This is a genomic window from Ramlibacter sp. (assembly GCF_036383835.1).
Lineage (GTDB): Bacteria > Pseudomonadota > Gammaproteobacteria > Burkholderiales > Burkholderiaceae_C > Ramlibacter.
This window is the reverse complement of record NZ_DASVNN010000131.1, coordinates 47,993-68,114: the sequence shown is the minus strand read 5'-3', so window position 1 is coordinate 68,114 and position 20,122 is coordinate 47,993. Positions and strand designations below refer to the sequence as shown.

Below are 20,122 nucleotides of genomic sequence, written 5' to 3'. Positions count from 1 at the left end.
GCGGCATGTCCGTGCGGCAGGCCTCCAGCATCAGGTAGCGGCGGCACGCCACGCGCCAGTGCCCGCGCGCGAGGCTCTCGTCGAGCAGCGCCAGCAGCGGTTCATGGACGGCCACGCACGACTCCGAGCTCCAGCAGCTGGGTGGGCGTCAGCGCATCGAGCCGGTGGACCTGCTGCAGGGTGTACTTGGCGGCCTGCTCGCCGATCACCGGTGCGGAGAGTTCCATGAACTTGTCGTCCAGCTCCGCGTCCGAGAGCGGTTCCTCGGGATCGCCGCGGCGGTGCATCTGCAGGTGCTCCAGCCGTTCGCCCTTGCGCGTGGTGATGATGGCGCGCGCGGAGCGCTGGCGCGGAAAGCGCTTCGTCAGCTCCGGATCCTCCACCAGGTCGATGCGCTCCATGAGCGATGCGATTTCCGGCTTCGTCACCCATTCGGGCTGGAACGCCTGCGTGCGGACCCGCCCATACAGGACGGCGTTGGCCACGCCGTAACGCAGGCAGAACTTCGCCTCGAACGGCGTCGTGGCCGTCTTGCGGCCGGTCACGTCGAGCGACACGCGATAGCCCTCGATGCGGATGCTGGCGATGTCCTTCTCGGTGAGCCCGTGCTCGCGGCACAGCGCCAGCACGGCATCGATGGCGGGGAAGGTGTGGCCGCAGCCGCCGTGGTTCTTGAAGGTGATGTGCATCACGTTGTGGTGCGACCCGAGATCGGAGAACGCCGCGTTCCAGTCGGGATGGTCGGACATGGCGGCGCCGAAGCCGGCCTCTCCCTCCAGGATGTCGAGGGCGCCCGTCACGCCCTGGCGCGCCATCATGGCCGCCGTGAGGCCGCCCTCCGCGGCCCTTCCCGCGTGCAGTGGCTTGCTCATGGCATCCGAACGGAAGGCCTGCTGCAGGGCGGCCGCGAAGGTCGCCGACGTCGCGATGGCATGCGCGGATTGCTCCGCATCCAGCCCCAGGGCCACGCTGCACGCTGCGGCGGCGCCGAGCGTTCCGACCGTCCCGGTGGGGTGCCAGAAGCGATAGTGCGCTGGCGCGACCGCCGCGCCGGCGCGCGTGGAAACCTCGTAGCCCGCCAGCACGGCGCGCACGAGCAGTTCGCCGTCGCCGCCGACAGACTGCACCGCCGCCAGCGCCGACGCGATCACCGGGCAACCGGGGTGGTAGATCGCGTCACGGAAGATGTCGTCGAACTCCGCGATGTGCGACGCCGTTCCGTTGATGAATGCCGCCAGCCGCGCCGGAGCGCGCGTGCCGTCGAAATGCAGGACGGCGGGGCCGCGGCCGAGCTCGTCCGCGAAGGCGGCTCGCATCAGCGTGGCGGGAGGCTGCTGCGCGCCGGCCAGCAGCGCCGCGGTCCAGTCGAGGACGGCGCGGCGCACGTGGTGGCGGACGTCGTCCGCGATAGGCGCGGTCCGCTGGGCCGCCACGTAGGCGGCAATCTTCTGCATCAGCATGGCGGCTTCCTTCATTCGCCGGATTTCAGGATCAGTGCGTCGACGGCGAGGACCCCTTCGCCTTCGGCGAGGACCATCATCGGGTTCACTTCGGCCTCCCGGATGCGCAGGTCCGGCAGCACCGCGAGCTGGGACAGGGAGGACACCGCCTTGGCAAGCGCTTCCAGGTCGCCCTTGCGCTTTCCGCGCAGGCCCGTGAGCGGCTTGAGCGATTGCACCTCGGCGATCATTTCGCGCGCGGTGTCCACATCCACCGGTGCGAGCCGGATGCTGCGGTCCCGCGCCACCTCGGCCCAGATGCCGCCCGCCGCCAGCATGACGATGGGGCCGGCCTGCGGGTCGACGCGGTAGCCCACCAGCACCTCGCCCAGCCCGCGCTGCATGGGTTGCACCAGCACCTGGTCGCAGGGCACGCCCGGCGCGCGCTCGCGCAGGTTGCCGCGCAAGGTGGCGAGCGCCTGTTCCAGTTCGCCGCGGTTCGCGATGTTCAGCACCACGCCGCCCACTTCCGTCTTGTGCGGGATGTGCTCGGAGCACACCTTCGCGACCACCGGGAACGGGAACGGCAACTCCGGCGCGCCACCGGCCAGGGAAGCCATCGCCGCCGGGGCATGCGGCACGCCGAGCTGTTCGAGGACGCCGTACGCCTGCGCTTCGCTCAGCGTGCGCGTCGCGGCTCCCGCCGGCACGGCCGGCAAGGCCCCTTGCCTGGGCACACGACGGGAGAACACGGCAGCGATCGCATCGGCGCAGGCTTCCGGCGACCGGAAGCAGGGCACGCCGGCTTCGGTCAACTGGCGCAGCGCCTCGGGCGCCTCGGGCACCAGCATGGCCGCGAGCGGCTTGCCTGCGCCGGCACTGTCGATGATGGGCTTGACCGCCAGTTGCGGATACAGGCGCGCCGACGATCCCACGACCGCGAGCACCAGGTCGAATTCCGGCGCTTCCAGCAGGATCTCCAGCGCCTTCTTCATGACGTCGTAGCGGGTGCCCGCGAGCGTGAGGTCGACCACGCGTCCCGCCGTGCCGGGGAGGCCTGCAGCGGACAGCCGCGCCACCGTTTCCGGCGAAGCCGGCTGCACGGCGATGCCGCGGATGCCCAACTGGTCCACCGCCATGGCGGCGCCGCCGCCGGTGGTGGTCACGACGCCGACGCGGCGGTGGCCCGGACCGGTCTTGCCCAGTTCCACCCGGCGCGCCAGCGGGAAGGTCTCCAGCAGCGCATCCAGCACGCCCACGCGTGCGATGCCCATGTCCTTGAAGAAGGCGTCGGCGACGTCGTCCTCGCCCGCGAGCGCGCCGGTGTGCGTGGCGGCCATTTCCGCTGCAGCCTCGGAGCGTCCGAGCTTGTACGCGATCACCGGCTTGCCGCGCCTGGCCGCTTCGGCGGCAAACGCGCGGAGTTCCTCGCCGTGGCCCAGGCTTTCCAGGAACAGCAGGTAGCCCTCGATGGCCGGATCATCCAGCGTGGCGGCGCAGATCTCTCCCACGCTCAGGTCCACTTCGCCGCCGACCGACACCAGCCCGGCGAAGCCGATGCCGCGCGCCTTGCCTCTCGACACCAGCGCGCCGATCATGCTGCCGCTCTGCGAAGCGACGAACACCTTGCCCGAGGGCAGGTCGGGCTCGGCGAAGGCCGCATTGGCGGTGAGCACGAGCTTGTTGTGCGTGTTGACCACGCCGAGGCTGCTGGGCCCCAGGATCCGGAGGCCCGTGGATCGGGCGAGGTCGCGCAATGCTGCCTCGCGCTGCGCGCCTTCGGCACCCGACTCGGAGAATCCGCTGGCCAGCACGGTCGCGACCTTGACGCCGAGCGCGGCGCTCTCGCGCAGGCAGTCCAGCACGCCTTCGGTCGGCGTCAGCACGAAGACGTGTTCCGGGACTTCCGGCAGGGCGGAGAGGCCGGGATACGCCTGTTCTCCCTGCACCGTGGAGCGGTTCGGGTTGATCGGGTAGACCTTGCCCTGGAAGCCCGCTTCGCGCAGGAACCTGAGCGGCCGGCCGGCCGTCTTGCCCGCGTCGTCGGAGGCGCCGACCAGGGCGATGCTGCGAGGGGCCAGCAGGGCGTGCGCCAGCGCGGCGGACGCGTGAGAGATATCCATGATCAGTCCAGTTTGATGTGCATCGTCTTGAGGAGCTTGTCCCAGTGGCTGACTTCCTCGCGGATGTACGTCCTGAATTCGGCGGGCCGGCCTCCCACGACGACCGCGCCCTGCGCCTCGAGCTTCTCGCGGACGTCGGGTGCCGCCATGGCCTTGGCCACTTCGGCGTGAAGCCTGGCGATGATCGCGGGGGACGTCCCCTTGGGAGCGAGCATGCCGTTCCAGGAGTCGACCACGAACCCGGGAACGCCTGCTTCGGCCATCGTGGGAACCTGGGGAAGTTGCGGCAGGCGCTTCTCGGCCGCCACGGCGATGGGACGGGCCTTGCCCTCCTTCAGCAGCGGCACGGCCGAGACCGAAGTCATGAACGCCATCGTCACCTGGCCCGAAAGGAGGTCCTGCATCGCTCCGGCCGCACCCTTGTAGGGGATGTGGAGGATGTCGATGCCCGCGCGGTTCTTGAGCATCTCACCGGCGAGATGCTGCGTTCCGCCGTTGCCGGTGGAGCCGAACGACAGCTTGCCTGGCTGCTTCCTCGCCAGGTCGAGCAGTTCGGGAAGCGTCTTGGCCGGCACGTTGTTGGCGACCGCGAGCACGGCGGGCGCGGACATCAGCAGCGACACCGGCTCGAAGCTGTCCTGCACGTTCCACTTGAGGTTCTTGTACATGAACCCCGCCATCGTGATCGGCGCCGCTGCGATCAGCAGGGTATAGCCGTCCGGCGCCGCATTCGCGACGAACTCGGACGCGATGTTGGATCCCGCGCCGGGCTTGTTCTCCACGACGAAGGGCTGGCCGAAGGCCGCCTGCAGCTTGGTCGCGAGCAGGCGCGCCGTGAGGTCCGTCGGACCGCCGGCCTGGTAGCCCACGATCAACCGGACCGGCTTGGAGGGATAGCTGGCGGTGGGTTCCTGGGCGGCGGCGGGAACGCCCATGCCCATCGAGGCTGCCACCAGGGCCGCGGCGAAAATCTTCAGCATCACTTGTCTCCTGTCGTTGTGGGAATGGCTCACGCCGCCTTGGGCGCGCGCTGCGGGAACTGGCGGTCGAACACGCCTTCGGCGATGCGGTTCTTGAGCATCTCGATGGAGCCGCCGGCGATCATCCAGCCGCGCGTGCGCCGCACGCAGTATTCGACGATGGACTCCTGGCTGTAGCCCATGCCTCCCATGACCTGCAGCGCCTCGTTCGAGACGTCCCAGCCCGCCTGGTTGCACGCCAGCTTGGCGAGCGCGGTGCTCTGGGCGGAAGGCAGGCCATGCTCGCCCTCCATTGCCGCCTTGTAGAGAAGCAGCTGGGCGGACTCCAGTTTCAGCTTCATCTCGGCGAACTTCCACTGGATGCCCTGGAACTCGCACAGTGCGCGGCCGAACTGCTTGCGCACCAGCGCGTGCTCGCGTGCGATGTTGAAGCAGTGCCGGCCCAGCGCCAGCGAACGCGCCGAGTTGCCGAGCCGTTCCACGTTGAAGCCGGAGATCTGCTTCTTGAAGCCGCCCTCGCCCAGCAGGATATTTTTCTTCGGGATCCGGCATTCCTCGAAGTACAGCTGGCTCCAGGTTTCGCCGCTCATGAACGCCGAAGGCGTGCCCACCTGGAAACCGGGCGTTCCGCGTTCCACCAGGACCGAACCGATGCCGCCCACGCCGGGAGCGAACCGCACGTAGATCAGGAACAGCCCGGCCTCGGGGCTGTGGGTCGAGAACACCTTGCTGCCGTTGATCACGACTTCGTCGCCCTCGATGCGGGCGGAGGTCTTCAACTCCGTCACCGCGGAACCGGCGTCCGGTTCGCTCATGCCCAGAGCGACCAGCTTCTTGCCGGCCAGGAGGTCCGGCAGGAAGCGTTGCTTTTGTTCCGGGGTGGCGTACTCGACGAACGTGCGGACCGGACCGAAGTTGCCCGCCTGCACGATGTCGGCGCTCTTGGGGCACGCCAGGGCGACCTCCTGGATCGCCAGCACCGCGTGCATCAGCGTGCCGCCCTGGCCGCCGTCCTCCTCCGGGAACGCGATGCCCAGCAGCCCTTGCTCGGCAATGAGGCGCGCAGTGTCCCAGGGGAAATGCGGCGAGTGGGCGCGGTCCAGCGCGCCTGGGGCGAGCCTGTCCTGCGCGAACCGGCGGACCGATTCGGCGAACGCCTCGTGTTCTTCGCTCAGTTGAAAGTCCATGGAACGGGTCTCCAAAATCCAGTGGCTGGATCATGGGGCGCATCCTCGCTTTCGAACACTGCCAGTTGCGCGTTCAGGAATGACATAATGTCATGCCTCACCGTCGGGACATCCTCGAAACCGGGACTCACCATGACACGCCGCATTCCACCGCTCAATCCGCTGCGGGTCTTCGAGGTGGTTGCCCGGACCGAGAACCTGACTGCCGCCTCGCGGGAACTGCACGTCAACCAGTCGGCAGTGAGCCGCCAGGTGGCCGTGCTCGAAAACTACCTGGGGGTCGAGCTGTTCCGGCGCGAGCGGCATGGCGTCGTGCTGACCCGCGTGGGCAAGAGCTACGCCGATGAGATCGTCCCGGCGTTCGAGGCCATCGCGGCCGCCACCGGAAAGCTGACCAAGGCGACTTCACAGGGCAGCCTGCGCGTGCGGACCTACACCACGTTCGCGGCCAAGTGGCTCATCCCGCGCCTCCCGGATTTCAAGCGAAGGCATCCCGACATCGACGTGCGCATCTTCAATGCCGTGCCCGACGTCGATTTCGACAGGGATGCGGTGGATGTCGCGATCCAGTTCGGGGACGGGCATTGGCCGCGCGCCAGGAGCGACCTGCTGTTCCACGACGAGATCGAACCCGTGTGCTCGCCGGCTTACCTGAAGCAGGAATCCGGGCGCAAGGGACCGGAGGAAGTGCTTCGCAAGCGCCTGCTGGTCTCGCAGTTCCGGCGCTCGGACTGGGACGACTGGCTTGCCGCCCATCACCTGGAGGAGCAGGCCGCGGCGGCCGAGAGGATGTCGTTCAGCAGCTCGATCCTGACCTGGCAGGCGGCCCTCGACGGCCTCGGTGTGGCGATCGGGCAGGCTGCCTTGCTCAGGGCAGAACTGGACGCCGGCCAACTCGTTCGCCCGTTCGGCAAGCCCCTGCAGCGCGAAAAGGCGCACTACCTCGTCCGGCCGCAGGTGCAGAGGGAGTCCCGGAAGGTGATGGCTTTCCGGGATTGGCTGCTGGAAAGCGTCGGCAAGGATCGCATCGAGGCCTGACTGCGACCATTCGCGCGGCTCGCTTTCACGCAAGCATCCGCGCTTCCCACCGCCCCTCTTCCACGCTCCGCGCCACGAGCTGCTCCAGCAGCCCCTGCACGCGCTCCGCCGCCGTCGTGATCGGGAACAGCAGGGAGCTCCCCACGCACGCCGTGCGGGTCAGCTTCGCATCCCGCAGCTCCGCGACGTCGAGCACGCCGTGCCGCAACCTTTCATCGAGGGCACACGAAGGCAGGATCGCAAAGCCCAGTCCTGCTTCGACGGCGCCAACCAGCAGCGATGGTGCGTTGATCTCGGCGACGACGTGCGGCGCCACGCCACGCTCGCTCCAGATGCGTTCCATCGTTTCCCGGATGCCGTTGGGACGACTCAGGAGAAGCAAAGGGAGTTCGGATGCCTTGGCCAGGGTCAAGGACCTTTTTCCACGCAGGCTCCCGCTCGCGCCGACCAGTCGCAACGGCTCACGCACGAGGGGCTTCAGGCGCAGGCTGGCATCCGCCCCATCGCCGAAGACCACGGCCAGGTCCAGCTTGCCTTGCGCGAGCATCTGAGCGATCACGGAACTCGGTCCCTCCGTAATTTCCAGGCGCACGTCGGGCAGCTGCTCGCGCACCGCCGCGAGCAGGGACAGCCCCAGCACGGACGTGATCGTCCAGGGCAAGCCGATCGCCACCGGGCCGCTGACTCCGCCTCCGGCCTGCAGCGCGATGGATCGGGTGGCTTCGACCTGCTTCAGGATCGCCTGCGCGTGGCGAAACACGGCGAGGCCGGCCTCCGTCGGCGTGACGCCGCGCACGCTGCGCGCCAGCAGCTTCACCCCCAGCTCATCCTCGAGTTGCGCCAGCTGCTTGGAGAGCGCCGGCTGCGCGATGTGCAAGGTTCGCGAGGCACGCGACACGCTGCCGGTTTCCACGATGGAGGCGAAGTAGCGCAGCTGGCGGATATCCATCGCGCGAGGATATACCCATAGCCTGAAACAGTATTTTTCGGCATACCCCCTTCTCACTACACTGCGCCCCATAGCTACCAGGAGACAAGCGTGGGCGGCAGCATCAGGGTGGAACGCAACGGGCCGGTGGCCACGGTCGTCATCGACAACCCCGCCAAGCGCAACGCGATGGACCAGGCGATGTGGATCGCGATGGGCGACGCGCTGCTGGCATTGCAGGAAGAGCCGCAGGTGCGTTGCCTCGTCCTGCGCGGCGCCGGCACCGAGGCCTTCGGCAGCGGCGCCGACATCGACGAATTCGAGAAGCTGCGCGCCACCAAGGCCCAGGCCATCGCGTTCGGCAAGCACGGCCACCGCGCGATGCACGCGGTGCGGGACTGTCCCATTCCCACGGTCGCGGCCATCCGCGGCGTCTGCGTCGGCGGCGGCCTGGAGCTGGCGATCGGCTGCGACATCCGGCTGGCCAGCGACGACGCGAAGTTCGGCGTGCCGATCGCGCGGCTGGGCGGCGTGCTCGCCTATCCGGAGCTGGAAGGGCTCGTCCGCGTCGCGGGACCGCAGGTCGCGCTGGAATTGCTGCTGGAAGGCCGCGTGATCGGCGCGGCCGAGGCCCGGGCCAAAGGAGTCGTGAGCCGCGTCGTCCCGGCTTCCGAATTCGACGGCGAGCTGGAGCGGACGGTCGCCCGCATCACCGCCGGCGCGCCGCTGTCCGCGCGCTGGCACAAGAAATTCGTGCGGCGCCTGCAGGAGGCGCGCGCGCTCACCGCGTCGGAGCTCGAGGAAGGCTATGCCTGCTTCGACACGGAAGATTTCACCGAGGGCTGGCGTTCGTTCCAGGCCAAGCGTCCACCGGTTTTCAAGGGGAGATAGATGCAATCGAATGCAGGACGCAGGGGGCCGCTGGCCGGCTTGCGCGTGGTCGAACTGGCGCACGTCATGGCCGGTCCGGTGGGCGGCTTGCTGCTGGCCGACATGGGCGCCGACGTCGTGAAGGTCGAGAAGCTCCCCGGCGGCGACGACACGCGCCGCACCACGCCGCCCTCCATCGAAGGCGAATCCGCCTCCTTCATGATCCTGAACCGCAACAAGCGCGGGATCGCGGTGGACCTGAAGAGCCCCGAAGGCAAGGACGTGGTCCGCCGCATGATCACGCGGGCCGACATCGTGCTGGAGAACTACCGCCCGGGCACCATGGAGAAGATGGGCCTGTCGTTCCCCGAGCTGCAAAAGGCCAACCCCGGCCTGGTCTATTGCAAGATCACGGGCTTCGGCCTGACGGGTCCCTATGCCAACCGCGCCGGCTACGACCTGATCTCCCAGGGCATGTCGGGGCTCATGGGCCTGACGGGCGAGGGCCCGGGCCGGCCGCCCGTGAAGGTAGGCGTGCCCGTGGGCGACGTGACCGCCGGCATCCTCGCGGCCACCGGCATCCTGGCGGCCTACATCGAGCGGCTGCGCACCGGCGAAGGCCAGTACGTGGACACCTCCTTGCTGGAGGCATCCCTCGTCCATACCTACTGGCCGGTGGCGCTGGCGTTCGCCACGGGCGAATCAGCCGGTCCGATGGGCTCGGCGCATCCCGTGGCGGCGCCCTACCAGGCCTTTCCCACCGCCGACGGCTGGCTGAACATCGGCGCCATGAGCCAGGCCACGTGGGTCGGCACCGCGGAAGTGCTGGGCCTGCCCTGGATGGTGACGGACGAACGCTTCGCCACCAACGGGGCGCGCATGAAGCACCGCGAACAGATGGTGCAACTGGTTTCGGACGTGCTGCGCACGCAGTCCACCGAGCACTGGATCGGCGCCTTCGAGCGCGCCGGCGTCCCGGCCGGTCCGGTCAAGAACATGAAGCAGGTGCTCGACGATCCGCAGACGCGCGCGCGGGACATGGTGATCCGCGTGGAACATCCCGTTGCCGGCGAGATCGAGGCGCTCGGGCTGCCGATCAAGTTCTCGCACGGCAACGGCGTGACCCGCCGCGGCGCGCCGCTGTACGGGCAACATACCGGCGAAGTCCTGCGCGAGCTGGGTTACGCCGATGCGGAGATCGAGCGGCTGGCGGCGGCAGGCGCCGTGCACCTGCACCTGCACCAGGAACAACACAAGGAGACATGCGAATGAACAGCCTTCCCTTCACCCGCCGCGCCTGCATCGCAGCCGCCCTGGCCTTGGCGGCTGGCGCGCTGCATGCCCAGGCCGCGTACCCGGACAAGCCGGTGCGCATCGTGGTGCCATCTTCCCCCGGCGGCAGCGCCGACGCCGTCGCCCGCATGGTGGGCGAGCGGCTGTCGAAGACGCTCGGCCAGCAGTTCGTCGTCGACAACAAGGGCGGCGGCGGCAACATCGCCACCGAGATCGTCGCCAAGGCGGCGCCCGATGGCTACACGCTGCTGCTGACGGGCAACAACCACACGGTCAACGTCTCGCTGTTCGCCAAAGCTCCCTACAAGCTGGAAGACTTCGCGCCCGTGATCGAGCTCACGCGCGGACCTTCGGTGTTCGTGGCGGCCAACAATGCGCCCTTCTCCGGCCTGAAGACGCTGATCGCGAAAGCCAAGGCCGCTCCCGCCTCCATCGCCTACGGCAGCCCCGGCATCGGCTTGCCGTCGCACATCGCCTTCGAACTGTTCCAGTACGAGAACAGGATCCAGCTGGTGCATGCGCCGTACAAGGGTTCCGGTCCTTCGCTCGCCGACGCCGTCGCGGGCCAGATCCCGCTGGTGTCGTCAACGCTCGCGGCGGCGATGCCGCACATCAAGGCCGGCAAGGTCAAGGCGCTCGCGGTGACGTCGGCGCAGCGCTGGCCCAGCCTGCCGGACGTGCCCACCGTCGCCGAAGTCACCGGCAGCAAGTTCACCCACCTGACCTGGCTCGGCGTCCTCGCGCCCAAGGGCACGCCTGAACCGATCGTCGCCAGGCTCAACGCCGAGATGGACAAGATGCTGAAGGACCCCGATCTGCGCAAGACGCTGGAGACGCTCGGCACCGACCCGGTGGGCGGCTCGCCGGCGGCCATGGGCCGGATGATCCAGGACGAATACGCGGCCTCGCGCAACCTGATCCAGGCGGCGAAGCTGAAGGCCGAGTGAACCCGCGAGCGGCGCTCGCAGCGTCGCTCCTGTTCCACTTCGGAAACGCAGGCAGCACCAAATACCAGTCCTGCCGCCCCGGGGGCGCGATGACACTAGCGGCTTCACCCCGTTGCCGCGACCGCGCCGATCCTGCAGATGCTGAAGCTTCTCCAACCCATCCAGCTGGGTCCCTACCTGCTGCCCAACCGGGTGGTGCTCTCGCCCATGACGCGAAATCGTTCGCCGGGCGAAGTCCCCAACGATCTCAACGCCCTGTACTACGCGCAGCGCGCCGGGGCGGGCCTGGTCATGACCGAGTCCACCGCGATCTCGCCGCGCGGCCTCGGCTGGACGGAGACGCCGGGCATCTGGTCCGCGGACCAGGTGCGCGGCTGGCAGAAGGTGACGCAGGCGGTGCATGCCCGCGGCGGCCGGATCTACGTGCAGCTCTGGCACTGCGGCCGCAACTCCCACCCGCTCACCCAGCCGGGTGGACAGGTGCCGCTCGGTCCTTCGGCGGTCCAGCCGACCGGCACGGTGCGCACCCGCGAAGGCAGGCTGCCGCTGCACGTGCCGCGCGAGATGGACACACGCGACATCTCGGAGCTGCTGGACGAATACCGGCATGCCGCGCGCATGGCGCAAGAGGCGGGCTTCGACGGCGTCGAGGTGCACGCCGCCAACGGCTACCTGCTGGACCAGTTCCTGCGCGATTCGGCCAACCTGCGGCGCGATGACTACGGCGGCTCGCCCGAACGCCGCTGCCGGCTGCTGTTCGAGGTGGTGCAGGCGGTTGCCGAAACCTGGGGCGCCGATCGCATGGGCGTGCGGCTGTCGCCCACCAGTCCTTCCAACTACCGGCTCTCCGATTCGGAACCGGCCGCCCTCTACGCGGTGGCGCTGCAGGGCCTGTCGAAATTGCGCGTGGCCTTCGTCGACATGGTGGAAGGCTCGTCCAACGCGATGCCGCCCACCCACGACCTGGACTGGGACGCGCTGCGCCGCCACTTCAGCGGTGTCTACATCGCCAACAACGCCTTCACGCGCGAGAGCGGCGAAGAGGCCATCGCCAGCGGGCGCGCCGACATGGTCGCCTTCGGGCGGCTGTTCATCGCCAACCCCGACCTGGTGCGGCGATTCGCCGACGGCGCGCCGCTGAACCCGCTCGTGCAGGACACGATCTACACCAGCGACCACCGCGGCTACACCGACTACCCCAGCCTCGACGGCGACGGCCGCAAGACCCATTCCTAGAAGGAGACCAACGCGATGCTGAAACGACTGACCCTCACCGTCTGCGGCCTGCTCGCGGCAGCCGGCGCCGTCGCGGACCCGTATCCCGCCAAACCCATCACGCTGGTCGTGCCCTACTCCGCGGGCGGCGGCGCCGACGTGATCGCGCGCGCACTCGGCAAGAGCCTGACCGAGCAGCTGAAGCAACCCGTCGTCGTCGACAACAAACCGGGCGCCTCGGGCCAGATCGCCGCAGCGGCGGTCTCCAGGGCCACCCCCGACGGCTACACCCTGCTGCTCTCCACCGACAACATGTACTCCATCAACCCGGTGCTGTTCGGCAAGGCGGCCCAGGAATCGCTCGGTGGGCTGGAGCCCATCGCCAACATCGTGGGCGCGCCGGTCGTCGTCGCGGTCAGCGCCTCGTCGCCCATCCAGGGCCTGCAGGACTTCGCCGCGGCGGCGCAGAAGAAGGGCGCGCCGCTGTCGTACGCCTCGCCCGGTGTCGGCACACCGCACCAGCTCGCCGCCGAAATGCTGGCGCGGGCACTGAAGCAGCCGCTCACGCACGTGCCGTACAAGGGCACTTCCAATGCGATGACCGACCTGGTCGGCGGGCAGGTCGACCTGCTGTTCGGCATGCCCGCGAGCGTGCAGCCGCTGGTCACCGCGGGCAAGGCCCGGATCATCGCCGTCACCTCGCCTTCGCGCTTTCCCCTGCTGCCCACGGTGCCCACCGTGGCCGAGACGCTGCGCAACGTGTCCATCTCCACGGTGGACATGGGCCTGATGACGCCCAAGGGGACTTCCCCCGACATCGTGCGGAAATTGAACGATGCCGTGCGCGCGGCCCTCGTGGATCGCGACGTGCGCCATGTGATCCTCACCAACGGCATGGTGGGCCTGGGTGGCTCGCCAGCGGACTACGCGCAGCGCATGAAGCAGGCGCGCGCGGAGCGCGAACGCATCATCGTCGACACCGGCATCCGGGCGGAGTGAGCTACCGCCTGGCGGCGGACAGGAAGTCGACCAGCAGGGCCGCGGCTTTCGTGAGCTTGTCCTTGTCGCGGTAGCAGATCACGAAGCGCCGCTTGGCCCACGCGTCCGAGAGAGGGATCACCTTGAGTCCCAGCATCTCGGCGCGGGCCGCGACGACTTCCTTGGGGATGATCGAGATGCCCAGTTCGGCATCCACCACCCGGATCGCCGCCTCGAAGTTGGAGACCGTGGAGCGGTAGACCAGGCGCTTGCCCGCCAAGGCAGCCGCGCGCGCCAGCATCACGTTCACCGCGCCCGATGCCTCCAGTCCCACGTGTTCGTGATCGAGCGTGTCCTCGAAGGCGCAGCGCTTGCGCGCCGCCAGCGGATGCGTCGGGTACACCACCGCCGCCAGGTGGTCGGAGCGATAGGCCACCGTCTTCAGTCCTTCCAGGTTGGTGGCATCCCACAGCACACCCACGGAGGCGCTGCCCTCCTTCACGCGGCGGACGATGTCGCGGCTCAGCTGTTCCTCGATGTCGACATGGATCTCGCGGTGGTCCGGCTTCTTCATGAAAGCCGCCACGTCGTCCGGCAGCGACTCCGCGATCGAGGAGACCGTGCCGAGCAGCCGCACGTGGCCGCGCACGCCGGAGCCGAAGCTCGCCATGTCCTGGGCGATGCGGCTCGCGCTCGACAGGATGTTGCGCGAGTGCTCCAGCAGCATCTCGCCGGCCGCCGTCGGCGCCACGCCGCGTCGCTGGCGATCGAACAGCGGCACGCGCAGGTCGTGTTCGAGCTGGGCCAGCCGCTTGCTGATCGCCGACGGCACCACGTGCTCCTGCTCCGCGGCGCGCGTGATGTTGCCGTTCTCGCAAACCGCGACGAAGTAGCGCAGCGAGGTCAGGTCCAGGTCTTTCATGGCCTCCATTGTGCTGTGAGCTTCAGGAAAACCGGACGTTCCGAAATACCACTTTCTGGAAAAACGGGAATGCCTAGACTTCCCCGCATGCCCGCCACCAACCTTCCCACCCGAGCGACCATTCGCGAAGTCGGCCTGCGCGACGGACTGCAGAGCATCCAGAAGATCCTGCCGACCGAACGCAAGAAGGAATGGGTGCGCGACGCCTACGCCGCCGGCCAGCGCGAGATCGAAGTCGGCTCCTTCGTGCCCCCGAAGCTGCTGCCGCAGCTGGCCGACACCGCCGAGGTGCTGGCGTACGCGAAGACGCTGCCGGGCCTGTTCGCCTCGGTGCTGGTGCCCAACCTGCGCGGCGCCGAGCGCGCCATCGCCGAAGGCGCCGACCTGATGATCCTGCCGCTGTCCGCCTCGCACGCACACAGCCTGGCCAACCTGCGCAAGACCCCCGACGACGTGGTCGCCGAACTCGCGAAGATCCGCGCCGCGCGCGACGCCGCCGGCAGCAGGACGCTGATCGAAGGCGGCGTCGGCACCGCCTTCGGCTGCACGATCCAGGGCGACGTGCAGGAGTCCGAAGTGCTGCGCCTGCTGCAAGCCCTGCTCGATGCCGGCGCCGACCGCGTGAGCCTGGCCGACACGGTGGGCTACGCCAATCCCGCCGCGGTTTCGCGCCTGTTCGAGAAGGCGCTGAAGATCGCCGGCGACCGCTTCTGCTGCGGCCACTTCCACGACACGCGCGGTCTGGCGCTGGCCAACATCTACGCTTCGCTGGAACTGGGCGTGGAACGCTTCGACGCCTCGCTGGCGGGCATCGGCGGCTGCCCGCACGCGCCCGGCGCCAGCGGCAATGCGTCCACCGAAGACCTCGCCTTCATGCTCGCCTCGATGGGCGTGGGCACCGGCATCGACCTGCCGCAGCTGCTGGCGCTGCGCGCGAAGGTCGCGGATTGGCTGCAAGGCGAGCCCACGCACGGCACGCTCTGGCGCGCCGGGCTTCCGAAGAATTTCCAGCCCTCGTCATTGCGGCCTTGAGCCGCAATCCATGGATCCCGGGTCAAGCCCGGGATGACAACCCAACGGATCCAACATGAGCGAAAACACCGGCCTTCCCCTCGAAGGCATCCGCGTCGTCGAATTCACCCACATGGTGATGGGCCCCACCTGCGGCATGATCCTGGCCGACCTCGGCGCCGAGGTGATCAAGATCGAGCCGCCCGGCGGCGACAAGACCCGCAACCTTCCCGGCCTGGGCATCGGCTTCTTCCGCAGCTTCAACCGCAACAAGAAGAGCGTGGTGATCGACATCGCCACGCCGGAGGGCCAGGAGACCGCGGCCGAACTGGTCGGCGAGTGCGACGTGGTGCTGGAGAACTTCCGCCCCGGCCTGATGAAGAAGTTCGGCCTCGACTACGAGACGCTGGCCGCGCGCTTCCCGCACCTCATCTACGCTTCGCACAAGGGCTTCCTGCCCGGTCCGTACGAGAACCGCCTCGCCCTCGACGAGGTGGTGCAGAACATGGCCGGCCTGACCTACATGACCGGTCCCAAGGGCCGCCCGCTGCGCGCGGGTTCGTCCGTGAACGACATCATGGGCGGCATGTTCGGCGCCATCGGCATCCTGGCGGCACTGCAGGAGCGGAATCGCACCGGCCGCGGCCAGGAGATCCAGAGCGCGCTGTTCGAGAACTGCACGCTGCTCGCGGCGCAGCACATGCAGCAGTACCTGATGACGGGCGAAGCGCCGCCGCCCATGCCTTCGCGCGTGTCGGCCTGGAGCGTGTACGACGTATTCACCCTGGCCGACGACGAGCAGCTGTTCATCGGCGCGGTGAACGACAAGCAGTTCCAGATCCTGTGCAAGGTAATAGCGCGGCCGGACCTGGCCAGCGATCCCGCGCTCGCGACCAACGCGCAACGCGTGGAGGTGCGCCCGGCGCTGCTGGAGAAGCTGGGCGAGACGCTGCGCCTGCACCGCACCGAAGAACTGCAGCCCAGGCTGGAGGCTGCCGGCATCCCCTACGCGCCGATCGTGCGCCCCGAGCAGCTGGTGCACGACCGCCACCTGGTCGAATCCGGCGGCCTGGTGCCCATGGAAACCGACGACGGCGAAACCACCCAGGTGGTGCTGCTGCCGCTGCTGATGAACGGCCGCCGCCCCGGCGTGCGGCATGCGCTGCCGAAGGTCGGCGAGCACACCGAGGAAATCCTCGCGCGGCTGCCCGGCCACGCGACCGCCTGACCCCCGCATCCGAGGAGATCAAAAGATGATGCAAACCACCCGCCGCCTGTTCGGCACCGTTGCCGCCGCGGTCGTCGCCGCCGCCGCCCTGCCCGCCTTCGCGCAAGCCGACGCGCCGCTGCGCGTGATCCTGCCCGTGGGCGCGGGCTCGGGCGTGGACACCATCGTGCGCGCCGCGCAGAACGCCCTGGCGCGCGAGCTGAAGCAGCCGGTCGTGATCGAGAACCTGCCGGGCGCCGGCGGCATCACGGGCACCGCGCAGCTGGTGAAGGCCGCGCCCGACGGCCGCACCATCGCCTTCGTGTCCAACAACCACGCGGTGAATCCCAGCATCTTCAAGAAGATGCCCTTCGACAGCCTCACGGACATCACGCCCATCTCGGTGGTGGGCGAAACGCCTTTCGTGCTGGTGGTGAATCCGTCGCGGCTGCCGGTCAGGAATGCCAAGGAACTCGCGGCGACGCTGAAGGCCAGTCCGGGCAAGTTCAACTACGCCTCGTCCGGCAACGGCACCATCCTGCACCTCGCGAGCGAACTGTTCGTCGACGCGGCCGACGCCAAGGTCGCCCACATCCCGTACAAGGGCGTCGGACCGATGCTCACCGACATCATCGGCGGCCAGGTCGACTTCGGCGTGGTCGCCGTGCCCTCCGTGCAGGGCCACCTGAAATCCGGCGCGCTGCGCGCGGTCGGCGTGATGGGTGCGCAGCGCGTCGCCTCCCTGCCGGAGCTGCCGACAATGAAGGAGCAAGGCTTCGCCGACGTCGTGATCGGCGGCTGGTTCGCCGCCGTCGGTCCTGCCAAGCTGCCCGCCGCGGAAGTCAAGCGCATCCACACCGCCGTGGTCAACGCCTGGAACGCGCCGGAAGTGAAGGAAGCGATGGCCAGGCAGGAGAACATCATCCATCCGGGCACGCCGGAAGCCGCGACCGCCTTCTTCAAGACCGAGCAGGCCCGCTACGCCCGCATCGTGCAGAAGGCCGACATCAAGGCGGACTGAGTTTTTTCCCATCATTCCTTTCGCAGGAGTCTGCAATGGCTGATCTGTTCGACAACCCCATGGGGCTGTGCGGCTTCGAGTTCGTCGAGTTCGCTTCCCCCACCCCCGGCGTGCTGGAGCCCCTGTTCGAGAAGATGGGCTTCACGCTGGTCGCGAAGCACCGTTCCAAGGAGGTCGTGCTGTACCGCCAGGGCGACATCAACTTCATCGTCAACCGCGAGCCCAAAAGCCAGGCGGCCTACTTCACCGCGGAGCACGGCGCCTCGGCTTGCGGCCTCGCCTTCCGCGTGCGCGACGCGCACCAGGCGTACGAGCGCGCGCTGAAACTGGGCGCGCAGCCGATCGAGATGCCCACGGGCCCGATGGAACTGCGCCTGCCGGCGATCAAGGGCATCGGCGGCGCCCCGCTGTACCTGATCGACCGCTTCGAGGACGGCAAGTCGATCTACGACATCGATTTCGAGTTCCTGCCGGGCGTGGAGCGGCACCCCAAGGGCGTGGGCCTGAAAGTGGTGGATCACCTCACGCACAACGTCTACCGCGGCCGCATGGCGCACTGGGCCGCCTTCTACGAGCGCCTGTTCAACTTCCGCGAGATCCGCTACTTCGACATCAAGGGCGAGTACACCGGCCTCACGTCCAAGGCGATGACGGCGCCGGACGGCCTGATCCGCATCCCGCTGAACGAGGAAGCCGGCAAGACCTCGGGCCAGATCGAGGAGTTCCTGATGAAGTTCAGCGGCGAAGGCATCCAGCACGTCGCCCTGTCGACCGACAACCTGATCGAGACGGTCGACCAGCTGCAGATGGCCGGCGTGCCGCTGATGACGGCACCCAACGACATCTACTACGAGATGCTGGCAGAGCGCCTGCCGGGCCACGGCCAGCCCGTGGGCGAGCTGCAGGTGCGCGGCATCCTGCTGGATGGCGACACCTCCGGAGGACAGAAGCGCCTGCTGCTGCAGATTTTCAGCGAGACGCTGCTGGGTCCCGTCTTCTTCGAGTTCATCCAGCGTGCCGGCGACGACGGCTTCGGCAACGGCAACTTCAAGGCGCTGTTCGAATCGCTGGAGCGCGACCAGATCCGCCGCGGCGTGCTGCAGGTCGAAAAGGAGGCCGCGTGATGCTGAAGGTCGACCGCATCCACCACGTCGCCTACCGCTGCAAGGACGCCAAGGAAACCGTGCTCTGGTACCAGCAGAACCTGAACATGGATTTCGTGCTGGCGATCGCCGAGGACCAGGTGCCTTCGACCAAGGCGCCCGATCCCTACATGCACATCTTCCTGGACGCCGGCATGGGCAACGTGCTCGCCTTCTTCGAGCTGCCCACCCAGCCGGAGATGGGACGCGACCCCAACACGCCTGCCTGGGTACAGCACATCGCCTTCCGGGTGAAGGACCGCGCCACGCTGCTGGAGTTCAAGCAGCGGCTGGAAGCCAACGGGGTGGAGGTGCTGGGCGTCACCGACCACGGCGCCTTCCACTCCATCTACTTCTTCGACCCGAACGGCCACCGGCTGGAACTGGCCTGCCCCGATCCCGAGGAAGAGGCGATGAACCGGCGCCTGGACGCGGTGAAATGGGACATGCTGGAGGAATGGTCGAAGACGAAACGCGCGCCCAAGCACGCGGCTTTCCTGCACCAACGCGAGTTCAAGGAATGAGCGCCGACACGTACGACGCCAACGACCCGGCCCTGGAGAGCTGGGTAGCGAGCGCGAACGATCCGGCCGGCGACTTCCCGATCCAGAACCTGCCCTTCGGCCGCTTCCGCCGCGAGGACGATGCCGCCTGGTGCATCGGCGTCGCCATCGGCGACCAGGTGCTGGACCTGCGCAAGGCGGGCCTGATCGACAACGCGGACATCAACCGGCTGATCCGGCTCAAGCCGCAGACGCGGCAGGCGCTGCGACAGGCCATCTCCGAGGGCCTGCGCCACGGCAGCCCGCATCGCACGAAGTTCGAAGCCGCGCTCGTGCCGCAGCGGGACGTCACCCTCGGCGTGCCCTGCGACATCCGCGACTACACGGACTTCTACGTCGGCATCCACCATGCGACCGCGATCGGCAAGCAGTTCCGTCCGGACAACCCGCTGCTGCCGAACTACAAGTGGGTGCCGATCGGCTACCACGGCCGGGCGTCGACCATCGTCGCCAGCGGCACCGCCTTCCACCGCCCGGTCGGCCAGACCCGGGCGCCGGATGCCGCGGAGCCGGCAGTGGGTCCCAGCGCCCGGCTGGACATCGAGCTGGAACTCGGCATCGTGATCGGCCGGCCCAATGCCATGGGCGTGCCGATCCGCATCGGCGAAGCCGAGGAGCACGTCTTCGGCGTCACGCTCTTCAACGACTGGAGCGCCCGCGACATCCAGGGCTGGGAGTACCAGCCGCTGGGCCCCTTCCTGTCCAAGAATTTCGCCAGCACGATCTCGCCGTGGATGGTGACGCTCGATGCGCTGGAGCCGTTCCGCAAGCCCCTGGTCCGTCCGGATGGCGATCCGCGGCCCTTGCCCTATCTCGACTCGGCCGACAACGCCGCGCGTGGGGCTTTCGATATCCAACTCGAAGTGGTGCTCCAGACCGCGCGGATGGCCAAAGCGGGTCATGCGGGAGACACGATCAGCCGGTCGAACTTCGCCGAAGCCGCCTACTGGACGATCGCGCAGCTCGTCGCGCACCACACGGTGAACGGCTGCGCGCTGCAGGCCGGCGACCTGTTCGGATCGGGCACGCTGTCCGGGCCACGGCCGGACCAGGCGGGGTCGCTCCTCGAGCTCACCCTCGGCGGCAAGCAGGCGCTGACGCTGTCGAATGGCGAGCGCAGGACCTACCTGCAGGACGGCGACACCATCATCCTGCGCGGCTATTGCGAGCGGCCGGGCTTTCGCCGCATCGGCTTCGGCGAGTGCAAGGGAACTGTCCTGTCCGCCCCGGGCTGATGCGCCGACCCGCAGCAGTAGCA

18 protein-coding genes are annotated in these 20,122 nt (G+C 68.5%); 12 read left to right on the top strand and 6 right to left on the bottom strand.

The annotated features are described in order from the left end of the window. Positions 1 to 101: 101 nt before the first annotated feature. From VF522_RS20800 to VF522_RS20785, 4 genes are read right to left on the bottom strand one after another with little or no spacing between them, the layout of a single operon-like run. Positions 102 to 1,475 (bottom strand): MmgE/PrpD family protein, encoded by a 1,374-nt coding sequence (locus VF522_RS20800; RefSeq protein WP_330910223.1) that lies wholly within the window; start codon positions 1,473 to 1,475, stop codon positions 102 to 104. Beyond that, positions 1,472 to 3,562 (bottom strand): acetate--CoA ligase family protein, encoded by a 2,091-nt coding sequence (locus VF522_RS20795; RefSeq protein ID WP_330910222.1) that lies wholly within the window; start codon positions 3,560 to 3,562, stop codon positions 1,472 to 1,474. The genes VF522_RS20800 and VF522_RS20795 overlap by 4 nt, the downstream gene beginning before the upstream one ends. Positions 3,563 to 3,564: 2 nt before the next feature. After that, positions 3,565 to 4,542 carry a tripartite tricarboxylate transporter substrate binding protein gene (locus VF522_RS20790; protein ID WP_330910221.1) on the bottom strand — a complete coding sequence of 326 codons (978 nt, stop codon included), beginning with the start codon at positions 4,540 to 4,542 and terminating at the stop codon, positions 3,565 to 3,567. A 29-nt stretch (positions 4,543 to 4,571) separates the two neighbouring features. Continuing rightward, positions 4,572 to 5,729, bottom strand: a complete 1,158-nt coding sequence (locus VF522_RS20785; protein ID WP_330910220.1) for an acyl-CoA dehydrogenase — start codon at positions 5,727 to 5,729, stop codon at positions 4,572 to 4,574. Positions 5,730 to 5,861: 132 nt separating this feature from the next. Between VF522_RS20785 and gcvA the strand changes: the two genes are divergently transcribed. After that, positions 5,862 to 6,767 (top strand): transcriptional regulator GcvA, encoded by a 906-nt coding sequence (gcvA, locus tag VF522_RS20780; protein WP_330910219.1) that lies wholly within the window; start codon positions 5,862 to 5,864, stop codon positions 6,765 to 6,767. 25 nt (positions 6,768 to 6,792) lie between these two features. On the opposite strand, the gene VF522_RS20775 is transcribed toward gcvA, so the two are convergent. Then, positions 6,793 to 7,716 carry a LysR substrate-binding domain-containing protein gene (locus tag VF522_RS20775; protein ID WP_330910218.1) on the bottom strand — a complete coding sequence of 308 codons (924 nt, stop codon included), beginning with the start codon at positions 7,714 to 7,716 and terminating at the stop codon, positions 6,793 to 6,795. Between the two features lie 90 nt (positions 7,717 to 7,806). Between VF522_RS20775 and VF522_RS20770 the strand changes: the two genes are divergently transcribed. The 5 genes from VF522_RS20770 to VF522_RS20750 all read left to right on the top strand — a co-directional run bounded on the left by VF522_RS20770 (position 7,807) and on the right by VF522_RS20750 (position 13,019). Then, positions 7,807 to 8,586, top strand: a complete 780-nt coding sequence (locus VF522_RS20770; protein WP_330910217.1) for an enoyl-CoA hydratase/isomerase family protein — start codon at positions 7,807 to 7,809, stop codon at positions 8,584 to 8,586. Continuing rightward, a complete protein-coding gene (locus VF522_RS20765; RefSeq protein ID WP_330910216.1) occupies positions 8,587 to 9,837 on the top strand; it encodes a CoA transferase in 1,251 nt (416 codons plus the stop codon). Continuing rightward, complete coding sequence (locus tag VF522_RS20760) at positions 9,834 to 10,805, top strand: tripartite tricarboxylate transporter substrate binding protein (protein WP_330910215.1); 972 nt, start codon at positions 9,834 to 9,836, stop codon at positions 10,803 to 10,805. Before VF522_RS20765 ends, VF522_RS20760 begins: the two co-directional genes overlap by 4 nt. A 138-nt stretch (positions 10,806 to 10,943) precedes the next feature. After that, a complete protein-coding gene (locus VF522_RS20755; RefSeq protein WP_330910214.1) occupies positions 10,944 to 12,041 on the top strand; it encodes an alkene reductase in 1,098 nt (365 codons plus the stop codon). 15 nt (positions 12,042 to 12,056) lie between these two features. Continuing rightward, positions 12,057 to 13,019, top strand: coding sequence for a tripartite tricarboxylate transporter substrate binding protein (locus tag VF522_RS20750; protein WP_330910213.1), 963 nt, complete (start codon positions 12,057 to 12,059; stop codon positions 13,017 to 13,019). 1 nt (position 13,020) lies between these two features. Here the strand turns inward: VF522_RS20750 and VF522_RS20745 are convergent, their stop codons facing one another. Further along, on the bottom strand, positions 13,021 to 13,920 hold the full coding sequence (locus tag VF522_RS20745) for a LysR family transcriptional regulator (protein ID WP_330910212.1): 900 nt from the start codon (positions 13,918 to 13,920) through the stop codon (positions 13,021 to 13,023). A gap of 87 nt (positions 13,921 to 14,007) precedes the next feature. Here VF522_RS20745 and VF522_RS20740 point away from each other — a divergent pair, with 87 nt between their 5' ends. Genes VF522_RS20740 through fahA form a run of 6 tightly spaced genes read left to right on the top strand, consistent with a single transcriptional unit; the run spans position 14,008 to position 20,099 of the window. Continuing rightward, the gene (locus VF522_RS20740; RefSeq protein ID WP_330910211.1) at positions 14,008 to 14,952 is read left to right on the top strand and encodes a hydroxymethylglutaryl-CoA lyase; all 945 of its coding nucleotides are present in this window, start codon (positions 14,008 to 14,010) and stop codon (positions 14,950 to 14,952) included. A gap of 55 nt (positions 14,953 to 15,007) precedes the next feature. Continuing rightward, the gene (locus VF522_RS20735) at positions 15,008 to 16,159 is read left to right on the top strand and encodes a CaiB/BaiF CoA-transferase family protein (protein ID WP_330910210.1); all 1,152 of its coding nucleotides are present in this window, start codon (positions 15,008 to 15,010) and stop codon (positions 16,157 to 16,159) included. Positions 16,160 to 16,184: 25 nt separating this feature from the next. Next, complete coding sequence (locus VF522_RS20730) at positions 16,185 to 17,159, top strand: tripartite tricarboxylate transporter substrate binding protein (protein ID WP_330910209.1); 975 nt, start codon at positions 16,185 to 16,187, stop codon at positions 17,157 to 17,159. A 35-nt stretch (positions 17,160 to 17,194) separates the two neighbouring features. Further along, positions 17,195 to 18,283, top strand: coding sequence for a 4-hydroxyphenylpyruvate dioxygenase (gene hppD / locus VF522_RS20725; RefSeq protein ID WP_330910208.1), 1,089 nt, complete (start codon positions 17,195 to 17,197; stop codon positions 18,281 to 18,283). A gap of 2 nt (positions 18,284 to 18,285) precedes the next feature. Next, positions 18,286 to 18,825 (top strand): VOC family protein, encoded by a 540-nt coding sequence (locus VF522_RS20720; RefSeq protein WP_330910247.1) that lies wholly within the window; start codon positions 18,286 to 18,288, stop codon positions 18,823 to 18,825. Further along, the gene (gene fahA / locus VF522_RS20715; protein WP_330910207.1) at positions 18,822 to 20,099 is read left to right on the top strand and encodes a fumarylacetoacetase; all 1,278 of its coding nucleotides are present in this window, start codon (positions 18,822 to 18,824) and stop codon (positions 20,097 to 20,099) included. Before VF522_RS20720 ends, fahA begins: the two co-directional genes overlap by 4 nt. The last annotated feature ends 23 nt before the right edge of the window (positions 20,100 to 20,122 follow it).

Bases quoted from the DNA above. Each gene is read 5' to 3' on its own strand.
- fahA (WP_330910207.1), top strand. From the start codon at position 18,822: ATGAGCGCCGACACGTACGACGCCAACGACCCGGCCCTGGAGAGCTGG.
- VF522_RS20800 (WP_330910223.1), bottom strand. From the start codon at position 1,475: ATGAAGGAAGCCGCCATGCTGATGCAGAAGATTGCCGCCTACGTGGCG.
- VF522_RS20750 (WP_330910213.1), top strand. From the start codon at position 12,057: ATGCTGAAACGACTGACCCTCACCGTCTGCGGCCTGCTCGCGGCAGCC.
- VF522_RS20785 (WP_330910220.1), bottom strand. From the start codon at position 5,729: ATGGACTTTCAACTGAGCGAAGAACACGAGGCGTTCGCCGAATCGGTC.
- hppD (WP_330910208.1), top strand. From the start codon at position 17,195: ATGGCTGATCTGTTCGACAACCCCATGGGGCTGTGCGGCTTCGAGTTC.
- gcvA (WP_330910219.1), top strand. From the start codon at position 5,862: ATGACACGCCGCATTCCACCGCTCAATCCGCTGCGGGTCTTCGAGGTG.
- VF522_RS20755 (WP_330910214.1), top strand. From the start codon at position 10,944: ATGCTGAAGCTTCTCCAACCCATCCAGCTGGGTCCCTACCTGCTGCCC.
- VF522_RS20765 (WP_330910216.1), top strand. From the start codon at position 8,587: ATGCAATCGAATGCAGGACGCAGGGGGCCGCTGGCCGGCTTGCGCGTG.
- VF522_RS20795 (WP_330910222.1), bottom strand. From the start codon at position 3,562: ATGGATATCTCTCACGCGTCCGCCGCGCTGGCGCACGCCCTGCTGGCC.
- VF522_RS20735 (WP_330910210.1), top strand. From the start codon at position 15,008: ATGAGCGAAAACACCGGCCTTCCCCTCGAAGGCATCCGCGTCGTCGAA.
- VF522_RS20775 (WP_330910218.1), bottom strand. From the start codon at position 7,716: ATGGATATCCGCCAGCTGCGCTACTTCGCCTCCATCGTGGAAACCGGC.
- VF522_RS20745 (WP_330910212.1), bottom strand. From the start codon at position 13,920: ATGAAAGACCTGGACCTGACCTCGCTGCGCTACTTCGTCGCGGTTTGC.
- VF522_RS20730 (WP_330910209.1), top strand. From the start codon at position 16,185: ATGATGCAAACCACCCGCCGCCTGTTCGGCACCGTTGCCGCCGCGGTC.
- VF522_RS20740 (WP_330910211.1), top strand. From the start codon at position 14,008: ATGCCCGCCACCAACCTTCCCACCCGAGCGACCATTCGCGAAGTCGGC.
- VF522_RS20760 (WP_330910215.1), top strand. From the start codon at position 9,834: ATGAACAGCCTTCCCTTCACCCGCCGCGCCTGCATCGCAGCCGCCCTG.
- VF522_RS20790 (WP_330910221.1), bottom strand. From the start codon at position 4,542: ATGCTGAAGATTTTCGCCGCGGCCCTGGTGGCAGCCTCGATGGGCATG.